At 56.3% G+C, this 16,018-nt stretch carries 15 protein-coding genes and 3 tRNA genes; 12 read left to right on the top strand and 6 right to left on the bottom strand.

All coding sequences use genetic code 11. The features are described from left to right. The first annotated feature begins 12 nt into the window (after positions 1-12). Genes QUE41_RS13340 through QUE41_RS13325 form a run of 4 tightly spaced genes read left to right on the top strand, consistent with a single transcriptional unit; the run spans position 13 to position 3,398 of the window. The gene (locus QUE41_RS13340) at positions 13-1,761 is read left to right on the top strand and encodes a cytochrome c oxidase subunit I (RefSeq protein WP_286339515.1); all 1,749 of its coding nucleotides are present in this window, start codon (positions 13-15) and stop codon (positions 1,759-1,761) included. Beyond that, a complete protein-coding gene (locus tag QUE41_RS13335; RefSeq protein WP_286339514.1) occupies positions 1,758-2,414 on the top strand; it encodes a cytochrome c oxidase subunit 3 in 657 nt (218 codons plus the stop codon). The genes QUE41_RS13340 and QUE41_RS13335 overlap by 4 nt, the downstream gene beginning before the upstream one ends. Position 2,415: 1 nt before the next feature. Beyond that, the gene (locus QUE41_RS13330; protein ID WP_286339513.1) at positions 2,416-3,063 is read left to right on the top strand and encodes a heme-copper oxidase subunit III family protein; all 648 of its coding nucleotides are present in this window, start codon (positions 2,416-2,418) and stop codon (positions 3,061-3,063) included. An 8-nt stretch (positions 3,064-3,071) separates the two neighbouring features. Further along, complete coding sequence (locus QUE41_RS13325) at positions 3,072-3,398, top strand: cytochrome C oxidase subunit IV family protein (RefSeq protein ID WP_286339512.1); 327 nt, start codon at positions 3,072-3,074, stop codon at positions 3,396-3,398. Positions 3,399-3,411: 13 nt separating this feature from the next. Here the strand turns inward: QUE41_RS13325 and catB are convergent, their stop codons facing one another. Then, a complete protein-coding gene (gene catB, locus QUE41_RS13320) occupies positions 3,412-4,041 on the bottom strand; it encodes a type B chloramphenicol O-acetyltransferase (RefSeq protein WP_286339511.1) in 630 nt (209 codons plus the stop codon). A 101-nt stretch (positions 4,042-4,142) separates the two neighbouring features. Further along, on the bottom strand, positions 4,143-4,694 hold the full coding sequence (locus QUE41_RS13315; protein ID WP_286339510.1) for a hypothetical protein: 552 nt from the start codon (positions 4,692-4,694) through the stop codon (positions 4,143-4,145). Positions 4,695-4,864: 170 nt separating this feature from the next. Here QUE41_RS13315 and QUE41_RS13310 point away from each other — a divergent pair, with 170 nt between their 5' ends. After that, the gene (locus QUE41_RS13310; RefSeq protein ID WP_286339509.1) at positions 4,865-5,704 is read left to right on the top strand and encodes a 23S rRNA (adenine(2030)-N(6))-methyltransferase RlmJ; all 840 of its coding nucleotides are present in this window, start codon (positions 4,865-4,867) and stop codon (positions 5,702-5,704) included. A gap of 41 nt (positions 5,705-5,745) precedes the next feature. Here the strand turns inward: QUE41_RS13310 and QUE41_RS13305 are convergent, their stop codons facing one another. Together QUE41_RS13305 and QUE41_RS13300 are read right to left on the bottom strand one after the other, a co-directional pair. Then, the gene (locus tag QUE41_RS13305) at positions 5,746-7,440 is read right to left on the bottom strand and encodes a sensor domain-containing diguanylate cyclase (RefSeq protein WP_286339508.1); all 1,695 of its coding nucleotides are present in this window, start codon (positions 7,438-7,440) and stop codon (positions 5,746-5,748) included. Positions 7,441-7,769: 329 nt separating this feature from the next. Continuing rightward, a complete protein-coding gene (locus QUE41_RS13300; protein ID WP_286339507.1) occupies positions 7,770-8,294 on the bottom strand; it encodes a DUF2058 domain-containing protein in 525 nt (174 codons plus the stop codon). A gap of 142 nt (positions 8,295-8,436) precedes the next feature. Between QUE41_RS13300 and QUE41_RS13295 the strand changes: the two genes are divergently transcribed. The 3 genes from QUE41_RS13295 (at position 8,437) to QUE41_RS13285 (ending at position 10,185) form a co-directional block, all read left to right on the top strand. Then, positions 8,437-9,546 carry a M14 family metallopeptidase gene (locus QUE41_RS13295; protein ID WP_286339506.1) on the top strand — a complete coding sequence of 370 codons (1,110 nt, stop codon included), beginning with the start codon at positions 8,437-8,439 and terminating at the stop codon, positions 9,544-9,546. Positions 9,547-9,718: 172 nt separating this feature from the next. After that, a tRNA-Pro gene (locus QUE41_RS13290) sits at positions 9,719-9,795 on the top strand. A gap of 313 nt (positions 9,796-10,108) precedes the next feature. After that, positions 10,109-10,185, top strand: a tRNA-Pro gene (locus tag QUE41_RS13285). Between the two features lie 506 nt (positions 10,186-10,691). On the opposite strand, the gene QUE41_RS13280 is transcribed toward QUE41_RS13285, so the two are convergent. After that, positions 10,692-11,729, bottom strand: a complete 1,038-nt coding sequence (locus QUE41_RS13280) for an IS110 family RNA-guided transposase (protein WP_286339505.1) — start codon at positions 11,727-11,729, stop codon at positions 10,692-10,694. Between the two features lie 324 nt (positions 11,730-12,053). Here QUE41_RS13280 and QUE41_RS13275 point away from each other — a divergent pair. Beyond that, positions 12,054-12,130 (top strand) — tRNA-Pro (locus tag QUE41_RS13275). A gap of 453 nt (positions 12,131-12,583) precedes the next feature. Here the strand turns inward: QUE41_RS13275 and QUE41_RS13270 are convergent. Continuing rightward, the gene (locus tag QUE41_RS13270; protein ID WP_286339504.1) at positions 12,584-13,435 is read right to left on the bottom strand and encodes a BrxR family helix-turn-helix transcriptional regulator; all 852 of its coding nucleotides are present in this window, start codon (positions 13,433-13,435) and stop codon (positions 12,584-12,586) included. Between the two features lie 225 nt (positions 13,436-13,660). On the opposite strand from QUE41_RS13270, the gene QUE41_RS13265 reads away from it, so the two are divergent. From QUE41_RS13265 to QUE41_RS13255, 3 genes are read left to right on the top strand one after another with little or no spacing between them, the layout of a single operon-like run. Then, the gene (locus tag QUE41_RS13265; protein WP_286339503.1) at positions 13,661-14,680 is read left to right on the top strand and encodes a hypothetical protein; all 1,020 of its coding nucleotides are present in this window, start codon (positions 13,661-13,663) and stop codon (positions 14,678-14,680) included. 32 nt (positions 14,681-14,712) lie between these two features. After that, positions 14,713-15,117 (top strand): TerB family tellurite resistance protein, encoded by a 405-nt coding sequence (locus QUE41_RS13260; RefSeq protein ID WP_286339502.1) that lies wholly within the window; start codon positions 14,713-14,715, stop codon positions 15,115-15,117. Positions 15,118-15,119: 2 nt separating this feature from the next. After that, positions 15,120-16,013, top strand: a complete 894-nt coding sequence (locus QUE41_RS13255; RefSeq protein WP_286339501.1) for a DNA repair protein — start codon at positions 15,120-15,122, stop codon at positions 16,011-16,013. Positions 16,014-16,018 lie beyond the last annotated feature (5 nt).

The raw sequence follows: 16,018 nt of genomic DNA, 5'->3' as shown, positions 1-16,018 counted from the left end.
CAGGAGGCGAATATGAGCCAGGAGTTTGATCATCCGGCGCCCACTGGGTTCTGGCAAAAATACGTATTCAGCCAGGACCATAAGGTGATTGCCATTCAGTACACCCTGACCGCCGTGGCCGTCGGGCTGGTGGCTTTGGTGCTGTCTCTGTTTATGCGCCTGCAACTGGGATTCCCGGACCAGTTTGATTTCATCGATCCTGCTTCCTATTACCAGATGATCACCATGCACGGGATGATCATGGTGGTCTACCTGTTAACCGCCCTGTTCCTGGGAGGGTTTGGAAACTACCTGATCCCCTTGATGGTCGGTGCCCGGGACATGGTGTTCCCCTTCCTGAATATGCTCAGTTACTGGGCCTATCTGGTGGCAGTGCTGATCTTGATGGCCAGTTTTTTTGTCACCGGAGGCCCCACCGGGGCGGGCTGGACCCTGTATCCGCCCCAGGCAATCCTTCAGGGAACACCCGGAGTCGACGGCGGCATCGTGTTGATGTTGGTCTCCCTGGCTGTGTTCATCGTGGCGGCCACCATGGGCGGCCTTAACTACGTCACCACAGTGCTGCAGGCGCGCACCCGGGGAATGACCCTGATGCGCATGCCCCTGACGGTCTGGGGGATCTTTATGGCCACCATCATGGCGTTGCTGGCCTTTCCGGCGCTGTTTGTCAGTGCGGTGATGATGTTGTTCGACAAGCTGCTGGGCACCAGCTTCTTTATGCCCGAGCTTATCTCCCTGGGACAGGCCACAGACTATGGCGGCGGCAGTCCCATACTGTTCCAGCACCTGTTCTGGTTTTTCGGTCATCCCGAGGTGTACATCGTGGCGCTGCCCGCTTTTGGCATCGTCTCCGATCTCATCAGCGTCAATGCCCGCAAGACCATCTTCGGCTACCGCATGATGGTGTGGGCCATCGTCATTATCGGGGTGCTCAGTTTCGTGGTCTGGGCGCACCACATGTATGTCTCGGGCATGAACCCCTACTTTGGGTTCTTCTTCGCAGTTTCCACCCTGATCATCGCCGTACCCACCGCCATCAAGGTGTATAACTGGGTACTGACCATGTGGCGGGGCAATGTGCGGATGACGGTGCCCATGCTCTACTCGGTGGCCTTTGTGCTGACTTTCGTTTTCGGCGGCATGACCGGGCTGTTCCTGGGCAATGTGGTGGTGGACCTGCCCCTGTCCGACACCTACTTCGTGGTGGCGCACTTCCATATGGTGATGGGGGTGGCGCCAATTCTGGTGATCTTCGGCGGCATCTACCACTGGTACCCCAGTGTTACTGGCCGCATGCTCCATGACGGCCTGGGCAAGCTGCACTTCTGGATCACCTTCCTCGGCACCTGGGCCATCTACTTCCCCATGCACTACCTCGGGGTTTTGGGCCTGCCGAGGCGCTACTACGCCTATGACGACTATGCTTTTATTCCTCCGGAAGCCCACAGCATCAACGCCTTTATCACCGTGGCGGCCCTTATCGTTGGTGTGGCCCAACTGCTGTTCCTGTTCAACCTGGCCTGGAGTTACGTCAGAGGCCCCAAAGCCAAGGCCAATCCGTGGCAATCGGCGTCATTGGAGTGGCAAACCCCAACTCTGCCGCCGGGTCATGGTAACTGGGGGCCCGAACTGCCCGTGGTCTATCGCTGGGCCTATGACTACAGTGTGCCCGGCCATCCTGATGACATGGTGGTGCAGACCGATCCCTGGCGGGGTGGCGACGCCCTGCATGGAGAAGTCCAGCCGGAGGTGAGCCGATGAAACTGCTCGATACCCTAATGCAAAAGCCCTGGCAGGACTCCGGTTACCTGCCTGAAGCTGGCACGGGCAGGGATGCCGGTTCCGTCGGCCTGTGGGTGGGCCTGGCGGTGATCACCTCGCTGTTTGTGCTCTTTATGCTCTCCGCCATCATGCGCTCCCAGTCTCCAGACTGGCAGCCTCTGACCGAGCAGCCCTGGCAGCCCCTGTTCGACCTGACGCCTTTATGGATAAACACCCTGGTGCTGCTGTGTTCCTCCCTGGTGATGCAACTGGCCTGCCTGCAGCGGCGCGAAGGCGGCGGCATGCTGGCCATGGCCGCAGCCCTCTCCCTGGCCCTGGTGTTTCTGGTGGGGCAGTGGTCGGTATGGCAGGCCTTCGCCGAGCGTGGCTTTGGTCTGCAGAGCGGTCCGGCGGCGGGGTTCTATTTCCTGTTGACCGGCCTTCACGCCGTGCACCTGGTGGCTGCACTGCTGGTGGTGAGTTTTATCCTACCTGAGCTGTGGCGGGACACTGGCTTGGCGCGCCTGCGGCTGCTGACCCGCTACTGGCACTATCTGTTCCTGCTCTGGTGTGTGCTGTTTGCCCTCATCAGCCGGCCGCCGGCAACCTACAAGTTGTTGGCAGCATTATGCGGCATTGATACTGGAGGCTAAGATGAACGCTCTGCAACAGTTTGTCAGTGACTGGTCCGGAGACCGGCGCACCTTCCAGATCTCCTGGGGCAAGGCGATGATGTGGATCTTCCTGCTCAGCGACACCTTCGTCTTCGGGTCATTCCTGGTGGGCTACATGGTGGCGCGGATGTCCACCACTGTGCCCTGGCCCATCCCTTCCGAGGTGTTTGCCCTGACCGTAGGCGGCGTGACCGTGCCCCTGCTGCTCATCGCCATCATGACCTTCATCCTGATCACCTCCAGCGGCACCATGGCCATGGCGGTGAACTTTGGTTATCGCAAAAACCGCAAGGTGGCGGCGGCCCTGATGCTGGCGACGGCGGTGCTGGGAGCCAGCTTCGTGGGGATGCAGGCATTTGAGTGGAGCAAGTTGATTGAGGACGGTGTCCGTCCCTGGGGCAACCCCATGGGGGCCTCTCAGTTTGGGGCGGCGTTTTTCATGATCACCGGCTTTCATGGTCTGCACGTCTCCATTGGCGTCATCCTGCTGTTGGTGGTGGCCAACAAGGTGCGCAGAGGCGATTACGAGGCCAGCGGTGATTACGGCATTGTGGAGACCACGGGTCTCTATTGGCACTTCGTGGACCTGGTTTGGGTCTTCATCTTCGCCTTCTTCTATCTGTGGTAGGAGGGAGTATGCACACGAGTGACGGAGGACAACAGCACCCCATAGGGCTCTACTTCAAGATCTGGGGGTTGTTGTTTGTACTGAGTGCCCTGAGCTACATGGTGGACTACGCCGGGCTGGAAGGGATGGTGCGCTGGACGCTGATCATCCTGTTCATGTTGCTCAAGGCGGGGCTGATTGTGGCGGTGTTCATGCACATGATCTGGGAGCGGTTGGCACTGATCTACGCCATTTTGTTACCGCCCCTGGCTCTGCTGGTGTTGGTGGCGCTAATGGTCATGGAGTCAGACTATACCCAGCTTCTGCGCCTGACCCACTTTGTCACCGGGGAATAGCCAAACTCAAGAGTTAGCGAATCCTCGCCTGCCAGAACCGATAGAGGCCTTCGATGTTGCTGCTGCATAGCAGCGGCATCGCTTCGGCCAATACGGCCTCATCCCACTGCCACCAGCACATCTGCTGCAGCCAGGCGATCTGCTGCTCATCGAAGCGCATCTTCAGCACCCTGGCCGGATTGCCGCCGACGACCGCATAGGGCGCCACATCCTTGGTCACCAGGGCACGGCTGGCAATGATAGCACCGTTGCCTATCTGGACCCCGGGCATGATCATCGCCTCGCTCCCCACCCAGACATCGTGGCCAAGCACCGTATCGCCGGAGGTAGCGAAACCGTCGGCGGCGCCTCCAAAGGCGGGATTATCCTGGTAGAAAAAAGGGAAGGTCGCTGCCCAGTCACTGCGGTGTCCCTGATTGCCCGCCATCATAAAGACCGCCCCTGAGCCGATGGAGCAGTAGCTGCCGATGATCAGTTTATCCACATCGGTGCGATCCGGCGCCAGGTAGCGGGCGCAGTCATCGAAGCTGTGATTGTGGTAGTAACCGGAGTAGTAGCTGTGCTTGCCGGCGATAATATTGGGATTGGTGATCTGGTCACTAATGGGCGAGCCAGAAAAGGGCGAGTCGAAATAGTTGTTCATGGTGATCTCGAAAACAGGGGCAGGGTTCCGGGAGTCTACTCCTGCCCCTATCTAAGTGCCAGGAGAGCCTGGCGGAATCCTCGTGCGTCAACAGATTACGTTTACCAGAGTGGGTGTTTCAGCCACCAATGCTGAATTCGCACCGCACCGGACTCGACTCCCTGCTCGTGCCCCACATCCAGCACCATCGGGTGTTTGGACAGGACCTGAGAGAGATCGGCTTCCTGGGTGGTATCAACGTCCACCAGCATCAGGTGTTGACCTCGTTCGATGGAGCTGTGGTATCGCTGCCTTATCTCATGGGGGGTACTGATGCCAATCAGGCCGCCCTCCCAGATACAGAATCCCAGCAGGATCCCGGCAAAAAGCAGAAAGGGGCTCCAGCCATAGGCACTGTTGCCCACGTCGAACAGGCTGGCCAGTGCTAGGCAGATCAGGGCAAGTTGGGCACCGATTTTGGCGCCTTGCAGGGTGGAGTGGGCCAGTTCCAGGAACAGCAGTGAACTGCCATTTTGCAGATGAAAGCGTGTTGCCAGAGAGCCCTTGTCGCTGACCACATGGATCTGGGCGGGGCTCAGGCCCTGTCGTTCAAGTTGGGTCTCTATCTGACCCAGTTCCCACAGGCTGTTGGCGAGGTACAGATGTCTGGTCATGATCCTCTCCCGGTTGCGCAGGCGTCTTTTCAGACGGGCAATGAAAAGCCGTGGAGTAAAGTATAATCAGCCTGCGACAATCTGGTCTAAGTTGGTGCACATTTGTGTCCCTGAGTGCCGGGCAAGTTGATATACTGCGCCGATTGCAAATTATATGAGCCTTTTACACCATGCTGAGCTATCGCCATAGCTTTCACGCCGGCAATCATGCTGACGTGCTGAAACACGCGGTTCAGGCGCTGATTCTTGAGTCGCTGAAACGCAAGGATAAGCCCTTTGTTGCCCACGATACCCATTCCGGTGCCGGGCGTTACGATCTGACCTCTGAACACGCCGAGAAAACCGGCGAGTACGTGGATGGCGTCGCCCGGCTCTGGGGAGAGGACTGCCCGGAAGAGCTCCACCCCTATCTGAAGGCAGTAAAGGCACTCAACCCCAGTGGCAACCTGCGCTACTATCCTGGCAGCCCGCTGCTGACTCGGGCATTGATTCGTGAACAGGACCGTATGGTTCTGACCGAGTTGCATCCGACAGACTTCCCTCGCCTGAAGCAGGAGTTTGCCCGCGACCGTCAGGTGAAGGTGTACCAGGAGGATGGCTACGCTCGCCTGAAAGCCTCTTTGCCCCCGAAAGAGCGCCGTGGTGTGGTGTTGATCGATCCCCCATATGAGCTTAGAGGGGAGTACAAGGATCTGGTTAAGGGAGTCAAAGAGGGGGTTCAGCGCTGGGCCACCGGCACCTATGCCATCTGGTACCCCGTGGTGAGCCGACAGGAGATCAATCGCCTGGAGCGTGCCCTGGAGTCCACCGGCATTCGTAAGATCTTGCAGATTGAGCTGAATGTCACCGAAGACACCCGCGAGCATGGAATGACCGGCTCCGGGATGATCGTCATCAACCCGCCCTGGACCCTGGAACAGCAGATGCAAAAGGCGCTGCCCTGGCTCAGGGATAAACTGGCTCAGGATGAGATGGCCAACTTCCGTTTGCGCTGGATAGTGCCGGAGTAGAATTGTCAGGGTCCCGAAAGGGGCCCTGTTTGGTTCTGGGTTTAGGCGGGAACCGGGGACTCGGCGAAGTTGTTGCTCAGGCCAGCTTCGCAGACCCGGTTTCTGCCCTGTCTCTTGGCCTGGTAAAGGGCGGCATCAGCCTGTTGGTAGATCTGCCTGGAGGACTCAAATTGTCCCGGGTCGACAGTCTTGATGCCGATGGAGGCGGTGATGTGCAGGCTGCCTGATTCCAGCGGCATCGGCGTCTGGGCCAGCTTGTGGCGAATCATCTCGCACTGGGCCACCAGACCTGGCTGGTCCGGCGCCGTCAGCATGGCAGCAAACTCCTCTCCGCCCACCCGGAAGCACTGGCCGTGGACCAGGGACACCGATTGGTCGATGATCTTGGCGGCGTGTTTCAGGGCACGGTCACCCACCTGATGACCAAATCTGTCGTTGATCGATTTAAAGTGGTCCAGATCGATCAGCACCAGGGCGCGCGTCTGGCCGCTGACCTCAATCTCAAGTTTATCCAGGGCATAGCGGAAGCTGCGGCGGTTCTTCAGCCCGGTCATGGCGTCGCAGTAGGCCTGCTCCTTGAGCTTCTGATTCAGCACTTCCAGCTCTTTGTTTCTGGCCATCACCTCCAGATTCATCTGTCTGGAGGAGTCGCTGCGGGCGCTGACCAGATCATTTCTGAGCTGGTAGAACTGTTTTGAGATCAGAATCCCCAAAAGTTGCATCTCTACGGTAAACAGGCCGCTGAGCAGGTATTTGGTGTCCAGGGAGATGGGTACCCAGCCAAGAGCGTTAGCAAAGCTCAGGCCGATGCAGATCAGCAGGCAGGGCCAGGCCAACAGGAACAGCAGGTTGGTCCAACCCGGCAGTCGCCAGGCGGTGACCACGGCGCAGCCGCTCAGTAGGGCCAGAATCATCATCGACAGCGGAATCAGCATCGCCATGGTGGCCAGGTGCACGCCAGCCAGCGTCAGAGCCAGAGAGACCAGCATCAGGCCGATCAGCAGCTGCAAAACCCGTCTCAGTACCGGGAAATGCTGGCGAATATTGAGGAAGCGCTCGGCAAACAGCGACGAAGCCAGAATCAGCGCTGCATAGCTTATCTGCAGGGCCCAGAAGTTGAGTGTGGGCCACTCCGGCCACAACCAGCGGAAACCGAAGCCGTAATAGAAGAAGGTGCACAGCAACGCCGTAAACAGATAGGCGCTATAGGCGATGAAGTTGGTGTTTTTCAGCACCAGGGACAGGGTCAGTCCATACACCAGCATGATTGCCAGTGAGCCGAAGAACATCCCAAACAGGAAGTTACGTTCCAGCTGGTGTTGGGCCCATTCCTCTTTGGTGTGCAGCTTGACCGGAAGCAGTTCGAAGAAGCCGCCTTCTGTGCTCAGCTTGACCCAGACATCGGTGCGTGACAGTGGCGGCAGGGTCAGCTCAATAGTCGGCGTGATGCTCTGCAGCGGGCGCTCATCGAAAGGGATTCGATCCCCCATCCTGTGGTGGCCTGCGAGCTCGGAGTAGACTTCGATGTAGTCCTGAGTGGTGGAACTGAACTCAAGCAGCCTGCCACGGGTGTGTTCCGATTGATTGGTGACCACCACCTTCAACCAGTAGGTGGAGTTGGAGATGCCGAAGCGAGCGGTGTCATCCGGCAGGAGCTGCCATTGAGCGGGGTTCATTCGGGCGATGTCGTAAACCGCGAGGTCGCTGCCGCTGTCCTCGAAATAGAAGACTTGCATCTCCACCGATCTGGCCTGAACCAAAAACGGCAGGAGTATAAGGACGATAAGAGCTACAAGACTCTGGCCCCGCTTCCTGTTCACCCACCCAAATCCATTGGCGAATATTATTTGGCGCAATCTATCACCGTCAATTTTCCGTTGCACCGTCAAAGATATGTTGTGTGATCTATGTCAAAGAAAATGCGGGGTTTGGTCGCGAGTTGCTCTTACCTAACACATTGAATATGAGTTAGAAAGTCTTTTAGGGAAATGAAAGGTGCCCTTGATTCAGGCAAAGAAAAGGCCGACGTCTGGGTCGGCCTTTCGGTGATGCACTGTGGTGCTGATTACCACATCAGATCGTCCGGGATCTGGTAATCGGCGTAAGGATCGTCCTCGGCAGGAGCGCTCTCTTCGCTCTTGGCCAGAGGAATCACCATGGCGGGGTCACGCTGCTCAATCTTCTCGACCACCTTGGAGGGCACCAGCTCATAGCTCTCCTCCTGGATGACAATGCCCAGTTGGCCGGCAATCAACTGTTGCTGCTGAGCCTTGGTCACGTAAACCTTGGTGATCTTGCCATCGTGGCTGAAGTTGTAAGCGATGTCGCCCTTGCTGCGATCCTGCTTACTGGTGTCGATCAGCTGTTTGATCTGCGCCAGAATCGCTTTGGCCTGCGCCTCTTCCTGTTTCTGACGGTTCAGCTCGCGGTCGCGTTCCTGCTGCTCACGCTTGCGTTGCTCTGCCAGTTGCTTGGACTCGTCGGTCACAACTTGCTTGGCTTTACGCTGTTTATGCTTCTCTTTTTTGGCCTTCTGCACCGACTTCTTATCGGCCAGGCCTGCTTTTAAAAGTTGGTCCGCTAACGACATGGTCGCTCCGTCCTTAATCAATAAATACCGCAGTGACCAAGTGTATCAGCTTGGCAGCCAAACCCAAATGGCCCCTTTGGCTCTGGATTTTCACCAGCCTCTGCCCTAGTGTGGTGGTTTTTCCCATAGACGGTAGCAGGCGATGACAGTCACCACCCACTCACTGGTTGTTGGCCAACAGGCGACAGGTACAGACATCACGGTGCCAGTGATTCGGTTTTCAGGGCAGGGGACAGGTCCCAGTACCTATATACAGGCCAATGTCCATGGAGCAGAGGTTCAGGGAAATGCAGTCATTCACCACCTCGTTCAGGTCTTCAAAAAGCATCCCCCCCTGGGGGATGTGGTGCTGGTGCCCATGGCCAATCCTCTGGGAATCAATCAGAAGAGTGGCGAGTTTACCCTTGGCCGCTTTGACCCGGTAAGCGGAGAGAACTGGAACCGTCAGTATCACTTTGACCCCAGCCTGGTGCAGCATCTGGCGCAGACCATGACCCAGGCCAGTGAGCTGGAGCTTGCTCAGGCGATGCGAGAGGGGATTCAGGCTCAGCTTGACACCAAGCTGGCGTCGCCTTTCGGGGTGAAAAGTGGCCAGCACCTGGCATTGAGGCTGCAAAAAATGGCTCTGGAGGCAGATATCGTTCTGGATCTGCATACTGGTCCTATCTCAGCACGCCACCTATATGTGCCCGAGTACGCTCGGGAGCGGGCGCATCTGTTTAATATTCCACTCAATATTCTGATTCCCAGTGACTTCGCCGGGGCCATGGATGAGGCCAGCTTCAGTCCCTGGTGGCAGTTGTCCGAGGCGATGGCTCAAAGGGGCAGGGAGCTGCCGGTCCTGGTGGATGCTTTTACCCTGGAACTGGGGTCTCAGGAGTACCTTAATGTCGAAGATGCATACTGGGATGCCCTGGGGATAGCCCGTTATCTGCAGCATCGGCGGGTATTGCCTAAGTTCGAACTGTCTCTGCCCAAGATAACTCAGCATGCCTGCCAATTGGCGGATTATCGGGCGGTGTACAGTCCCTGTGGTGGTCAGATTGAATATCTGGCCAGCCTGGGGCAACCGGTTGATCCGGGGCAGCCGTTGGCCCGTATTTGGCACTTCGATGCATTGATGACGGGAAAGCGGGAGAGCAGAGATCTGACGCTGCCTGAAACCGTGATACCTGTGCTTCACTTTGCGTCGGCCAGTGTTCGTCAGGGGACTGAGTTGTTTAAGGTGCTGAGCAACACCTTCTTACTGTAGAAGTTTGCGCTGGGATAGTTTTCAAATCGTTAATTTTTAGACATTTAGTCACATAGTGAACAGGATTTGGCGCGAAATGCAGCGGAGATGCACAGGGCTGGGCAAAGATAGACCATTTGCTTCTGAGGCCCTTGCAAATCTGCCGGGAGGGAGTATCATGCGTCCTCGTTGTCGGCCAGTAGCGCAGCCTGGTAGCGCACCGTCATGGGGTGTCGGGGGTCGGAGGTTCAAATCCTCTCTGGCCGACCACTTTTTCTTAAAGTTATAGAACGGATTTTTCTTTCTGTAGCTGTCGACCCTGGAAAGTGCTTCGCACTTTGGGTCGGACCGGGGCGCCGGCCGGGTTAAATCCCTCTGTCGACCACTTTTTCTTAAAGTTATAGAATGGATTATCCCTTCTGTGACTGTCGACCCAGGAAAGTGCTTCGCACTTCGGGTCGGACCGGGACGCCGGCCGGGTTAAATCCCTCTGGCGACCACTTTTTCTAAACTATGGGAATGCGATTCCGGTAGTGAAAATCTTGGAAGCAACTGCGAGCTCCTTGGTTAAAATCTGTTTTGTCGGCCAGTAGCGCAGCCTGGTAGCGCACCGTCATGGGGTGTCGGGGGTCGGAGGTTCAAATCCTCTCTGGCCGACCACTTTTCAAATGAACCGATTCACGAAAGTGAGTCGGTTTTTTTGTGCCTCCCCCCTGGAAGGCACTGCGCGCTTTGGGTCGAACCCTGGCCGGGCGTCGGGATGCCGCCCAGGATAAATCCCTCTGGCTGACCACAATTCTGAGAAAAGCTCTTACCGTTAGGTAGGAGCTTTTTTCGTTTCTGCGGCCACTTAATGGCAGTGGCTTAGGAAGCCTGCTGGTTCGTACCGAGTCTATTCAATCCACTGCGTATTCCCCTGGCACGGTCATGCCGGTATATGGACTCCTCCCGAGTTTCAACCTCCAGCGCAGACAGACAAAGTAAGATGCAGGCGTATATTCGGGCTCTTGATGGGTTGCGATCCCTGGCCACTGATGTTTTCGCACCACCATGCCTCTACGCGAACGCGGAATTGAATTCTCGCCGGCAAGATCAGGCTCTTGGTGGTCGGTCTCACCTGTTTGTTATGCGCTCTTGGTTGTCACTCTTAACTCTTGAATCGATGGTTAGATAGCTTGAGGTTGTTGATAATCCTGATCTCGGTGCAACATGGCCCAGGCAGTGCGAATGGTTTTGTTAACTAGCGCCACTGCCGCACGTCGAAGCCCGCGTCGCTCGATAATTGCCAACAGCCATTTTTCTTTGAGTGTCTTAGGTGGCCTACGGCCTAATTGCATGGCCACAGCTAATGCCCCCTGAATCAGGTTGGCGCGCAGCCGCTTATGGCCAATCCGCTTGCCAATACCACCTAAAGAAGTGACGCCCCCGGTACTGAATTGTTTAGGCGTCACTCCAATGCAGGCCGCGGCTTCCCGGCCATTCTTAAACCCTTCACCACGCTCACCTAAGATGAGATACAAGGCCAAGGCATTAACCTCGCCAACGCCTTCAAGCTTCATGAGCCTCTTGCAGGGCGACTGCTGCTTTATCAATTCTGATAGCTGATTCTCTATTTGTTTGAGCTCATCTCTCCCCCGTTGCCATTGCTGGTACACCTTTGAAAGCTGAGCTTTGAAGGCCTGAGGAAGAAGCTCAGACGAGCCGTCTAGAAGCTCTGGCATGATCCGTATAAGTGCTGTATTCCCTTTGGCGATGGTGATACCAAACTCATAGAGCAAGCTACGCATCATGTTGCTGGTTGAGCGGTTATGATCCAGCCAGTGCTGACGCATCCGCTCAATGCTTTGCAAAGCTTGTTGTTCAACCGATTTGACTGCTGCAGAGCGAGTGCTTGGCTGACGGGCTGCTATCGCGATGGCCAGTGCATCGTTGCTATCGGTTTTATGGCCCTGCCGATATGGGGTGACTGTTTTGGGGGCGATGATCATGACGGAGTGGCCAAAAGATTCAGCGAAGCGGCCCCAGTAGTGGGCGGAGCCACAGGCCTCCACGGCAACAATGGAGGGTTTCTGCTTGGCCAGCCATTGCTCAAGTCGTGCGCGTGACATACTGCGGTTATTCAACACTTGATGTTCCGGACTGAGCGTTGCCACTTGGAAAGAAGATTTTGCCAGGTCGATGCCGATGATATTAAGGTTAAGCATGTATGGGCTCCTTTCGCTGTTAGAGCGGTTGTGGTGACTTAACTCTAGCCCCTTAGGGGAGGGAGGAGTCCATACATCGCGAACGCCGGTATCCAGTGTCTGTGCTGGCAAGGAGTTTGGGTCCCCATCAGGGGGCCTTTGTGCTGTATGTCCATAGGGACTGACAAACGGGTTGGACATTGTGTTGATCGCTGTGCAACTGCCGGGAAAGACTCAAATTGTCTTAATACCGGGCATACAGGTTGGGAATTGCATAAAGAAAGAGCACTCGGCGTGGCAAAGGTTGCAATTCGCCGGGGAGAGGGTATTATCCCTCCTCGTTGTCGGCCAGTAGCGCAGCCTGGTAGCGCACCGTCATGGGGTGTCGGGGGTCGGAGGTTCAAATCCTCTCTGGCCGACCACTATTTGAGAGAAGGCTCTAACGTCAAGTTAGAGCCTTTTTTCTTGCTTCCTCCCCGGAAAGTGCTGCGCACTTTAGGTCGGACCCTAGCCGGGCGCAGTCAAATCCTCTCTGGCCGACCACTTTTCAAATGAACCGATTCACGAAAGTGAGTCGGTTTTTTTGTGCCTCCTCCCCAGAAAGTGCTTCGCACTTTGGGTCGGACCGGGACGCCGGCCGGGTCAAATCCTCTCTGGCCGACCACTTTAAAGAAAAAAGCTCTAACCGAAAGGTTGGAGCTTTTTTCGTTTCTCCGCCCCTGAAAAGCGCTGCGCGCTTTGGGTCGGACCGGGACGCCGGCCGGATTAAATCCTTTCTGGCCGACCACTTTAAAGAAAAAAGCTCTTACCGAAAGGATGGAGCTTTTTTCGTTTCTGCGGTTCAAATTATTGCTGCTGCGGGTCTCTTCAAGGAGTTAAGGGGATTCCGAGAGGCTGCTCAATACCAGGTGTTGGTGTTCCGCGGGCATGGCGTCGTTGTAGGGCTCGGAGACATCCCAGCGCTTCAGGTAGTAGGGCAACAGGGCCTCTCTGACGCGCTCACTGCGACAGAGGGTGTCGGGATCCATGCCATAGTCTCGGGCGATGATGCGCCTTTGTCTCTCCTCCAGCCTTGGGTTGGGGATCAGTTTGACTTCAAGCTGTCGGTTCCAGACCGCATCCTCCTCCTTTCTACATCCTGCCAGTCTCTGTTCGAGGCTCAGTTCACCCCGAAAACGACTGATCACAAAGTCCCGGAACTGGCGATTCTTCTCACACCAGGCGCGCACGTGCCAGCGAAAGCCGTTGTATACCAGGGTATGCGGAGCCAGCAGTCGGCCAGGGTCATCTTGCGGAGGCGCGGCGGACAGGGACTCATAGTGTCCCTCAACAGTCAGCCCCTGACGGGCAGCCTGGATCAGGGTTCGCACCACCTGGGGGGAGACATACCTGGAGGGGGCGTCCATATAATGGGTGGCATCCGGTTGCAGGCTGGTCAGTGACAACATGTCCCCCAGGTCATCATGGCGGTCCAGCAGCTGCAGGTACTCATCAACATGGCCTTTGCAGAACCTGGGCAAGAACCCGTTTGCTGGCTTGTAGCCTTTCAGGCTGCGGTCATACTCCAGGCTGGCACCGGAGCAATCCCTTATGTAGGTGTTGATGTCCTTGGAGGCTTGCTGACGACCGATATCGAAGGCCTGACACAGATGATTGGTGGTCAGGCGCCCCTCCCACAGGGCAATGATCTCGATGAGGCGATACCTCAATCTCTGGTCAACACGCATAGAGTTTCCATCTGCTTGAAAAGGCGACATGTTAATGTAGCCAGTAATGACATGTAGTTTCAAGCTACATTAATATGGGTTCCGAGCAGCGCCCCCATATGGTGGTTGCCGCATATTCGTTCAGTTGATTATGTTTCTAACTTAAATCACTGTTTTAGAAATATATTGCCATCACTATAGTCCACTGAACTTCGCAATACTCTAGTTGGTTAAAAAGAGAACGCTATGGAACTCTCCCTCAATGATCTGGGCCTGGCCCTGTTTGCCCTCACGGCCTTCAACAGTGCCTTGATCCTCTATCTGCTGGTTCGCCAGTCCGCCATGAAGGTGATGCAACAACAGCTTACCCAGGAGACGGAAACTCGAATCGGTGAGTCTGCCACGGAGGTCGCGTCTCTGATCACCAAGTGCGCCACTCAGGTTCAGGAGCGTAACTTTACCGCCTGGGAGGAGTTGCGGACCAGTTTGAACAATCATGCCAAAGCGGCAGAGGAGAACCATAGCAAGCTGACGCAGACATTGATTTCGGTGGCAGGTGAGCACCGGGGACACAACGAATCTTTGCTGGAGCATTTGTTGAGCGCGGTACAGCAAGCGCGGATAAATACCAAAACGGAGATGGAGAAGCTGAGTGACCAAGTGGCGGCGCTGCCATCTGATCTCCAGCCTCTGATGCAGGCTGAGCGGGAGTCGATAGAAGCGGGCCTGCTCAAGGTCAGCGACCTGCAGCAGGAGAGCCTGCAGAACCTGGGGGCCAAAGTAGACACTGGCCTGGACAAGCTTTTGAGCCAAGGACAAGCCTTGACCAGCAAGCTGGAGCAGGTGGCCAGGCAGCAGCGACTGGCGGCTCATCAGGAGAGATTGGCCTTGGTGGAGCAACTCAGCGAGCGGGTGCAAAGCCTGAAGATCAGCAATGCGGTGGATCTCACCAACGCCCTGATGGAGGGGCGCGACCTGAAGGTGGAGACCGAAGAGTTTGTAAAGCACCTGGGCGAATGCAAAGTCACCGCCATGGAGGACAAACTCAGTGGTCAGGTGACCGAGATTCTCTACGAAGAGGGGCGCAAGGTCGCCAGTCGCACCTTCGAGGATGGGCAGCTCAAATACCAGATTCAGTTCGATGAACAGGGCAGGGCAGTCAAGGGAGAGGAGTACAGCTCCGATGGTGAGGTGGCCTTTGAATACCGTTACGACCTCGCTGGCGAAGTCAGCAGTCGTCAGGACCATACGGCCACAGTGCAGTAATCAGCATCCACAAAATTTAAAGGGCTTATCCGATGTTTTTAAACCTTCTTCCTAAAAAAGAGCGTCAGCACTTCCTCAATCTGGCTCGATACGCCATGGGGCTTAACGGTGAATTCAAATCCGAAGAGTTGGAGATCTACAACTCCTTTGTGCATGAGTGTGACCTGCACGGCTATCAGGCAAAATCCGGCAACAAGCAGGTGGCTGAATCTATCGAGGCCCTTGCCTCCGGCAGCCCAGGTCACCGCAAGGCGGTGATGATTGAACTGTGCGGCATCATGCTGGCTGACAGTGCCATCTGTGACCATGAGCGGGCCTTTATTCACAGGCTGTCCGAAGCTTTTGAGTTGGAGGACTTCGAGGTGCGCCGCATTGAGCGCTGGGTTGCGGCCATGAACGATCTGGTGGCCGAAGGCTATCAGATGGTGGAGGCCTGAGCATGCTGGGGCGGGTATGGAGCTCGGTTCGCAGCTGTGCGTCCAGAGCGGTCAGTAAGGTCAAGAGCGCCTGCTCTAAGGCCTGGAATGCGGTGACCGGCAAAGACAAGTTTCTGGAAGCGAAGAAGCTGCACGAAGAATTGATGGAACGCTATATGCGACAGCAGAAGCTGTACCAGGAGCAGGTTGAGGCTCGGAGCCAGGCCATTGAGGGGCGGCTGAAGGCGATCAACGGCTTTAAACAGCAGATATTCGACAGCCAGTTTCCCCGGTTCATCTCCCTGGCCAACCGGCTTCATAACGTGCGGGTGGCCGGCAGTCATTTCGAAGAGTTCTTCGACAACAAGCTGATGGAAGTCGCTTCCGCCTCCGGGGTTCGCTCCAAGGCTGAGCTGTTTGAGATCGATTTCGACAACCTGGGCTTTCGAGAGGTGGCGTTGTCGGTGCTGACCCTGGGGATCTACTCCCGCAAGAAGGCCAAGGAGTCGCTGCAGCAGGTCAAGGATGAGGCGGTTCGTGTGGAGGAGGAGATCGCCAAGATGGAGGCTCAACTCACCAAGATAGAGGTGGTGGAGCAGTCCATCGGTCAGGTGGAACTTTACTTCGACCAGTTGATCGCCAACTATGGCGCCCTGCTGGACAGGTTCGAGTATGGCATCAACTCCCAGCGTATTTTGCAGGTCGGGATGAACCCGGAGATGTTTGCCGCCAAGCTGGATTTTCGCCTGTTGCCTGTGGCCCACATCCAGGAGTTTCAGGCCCTGTTTAATCTCTCTGTGGTGCTCAAGCGCATGGCCCAGATGAGTTACCTGAGCCGGGAAGGGGCGGTCATCGATGGGGAAGCCACAGAAGCCGCTTCCCTGTTTGAGCGTGCCGCCGTGCTCAAAGTCGCCTGATGGGA

This window comes from Ferrimonas sp. YFM (assembly GCF_030296015.1).
In the GTDB taxonomy this organism is placed as follows: Bacteria; Pseudomonadota; Gammaproteobacteria; order Enterobacterales; family Shewanellaceae; genus Ferrimonas.
Note: the sequence above shows the minus strand (reverse complement) of the source record. Positions and strands in the feature narration are given on the sequence as shown.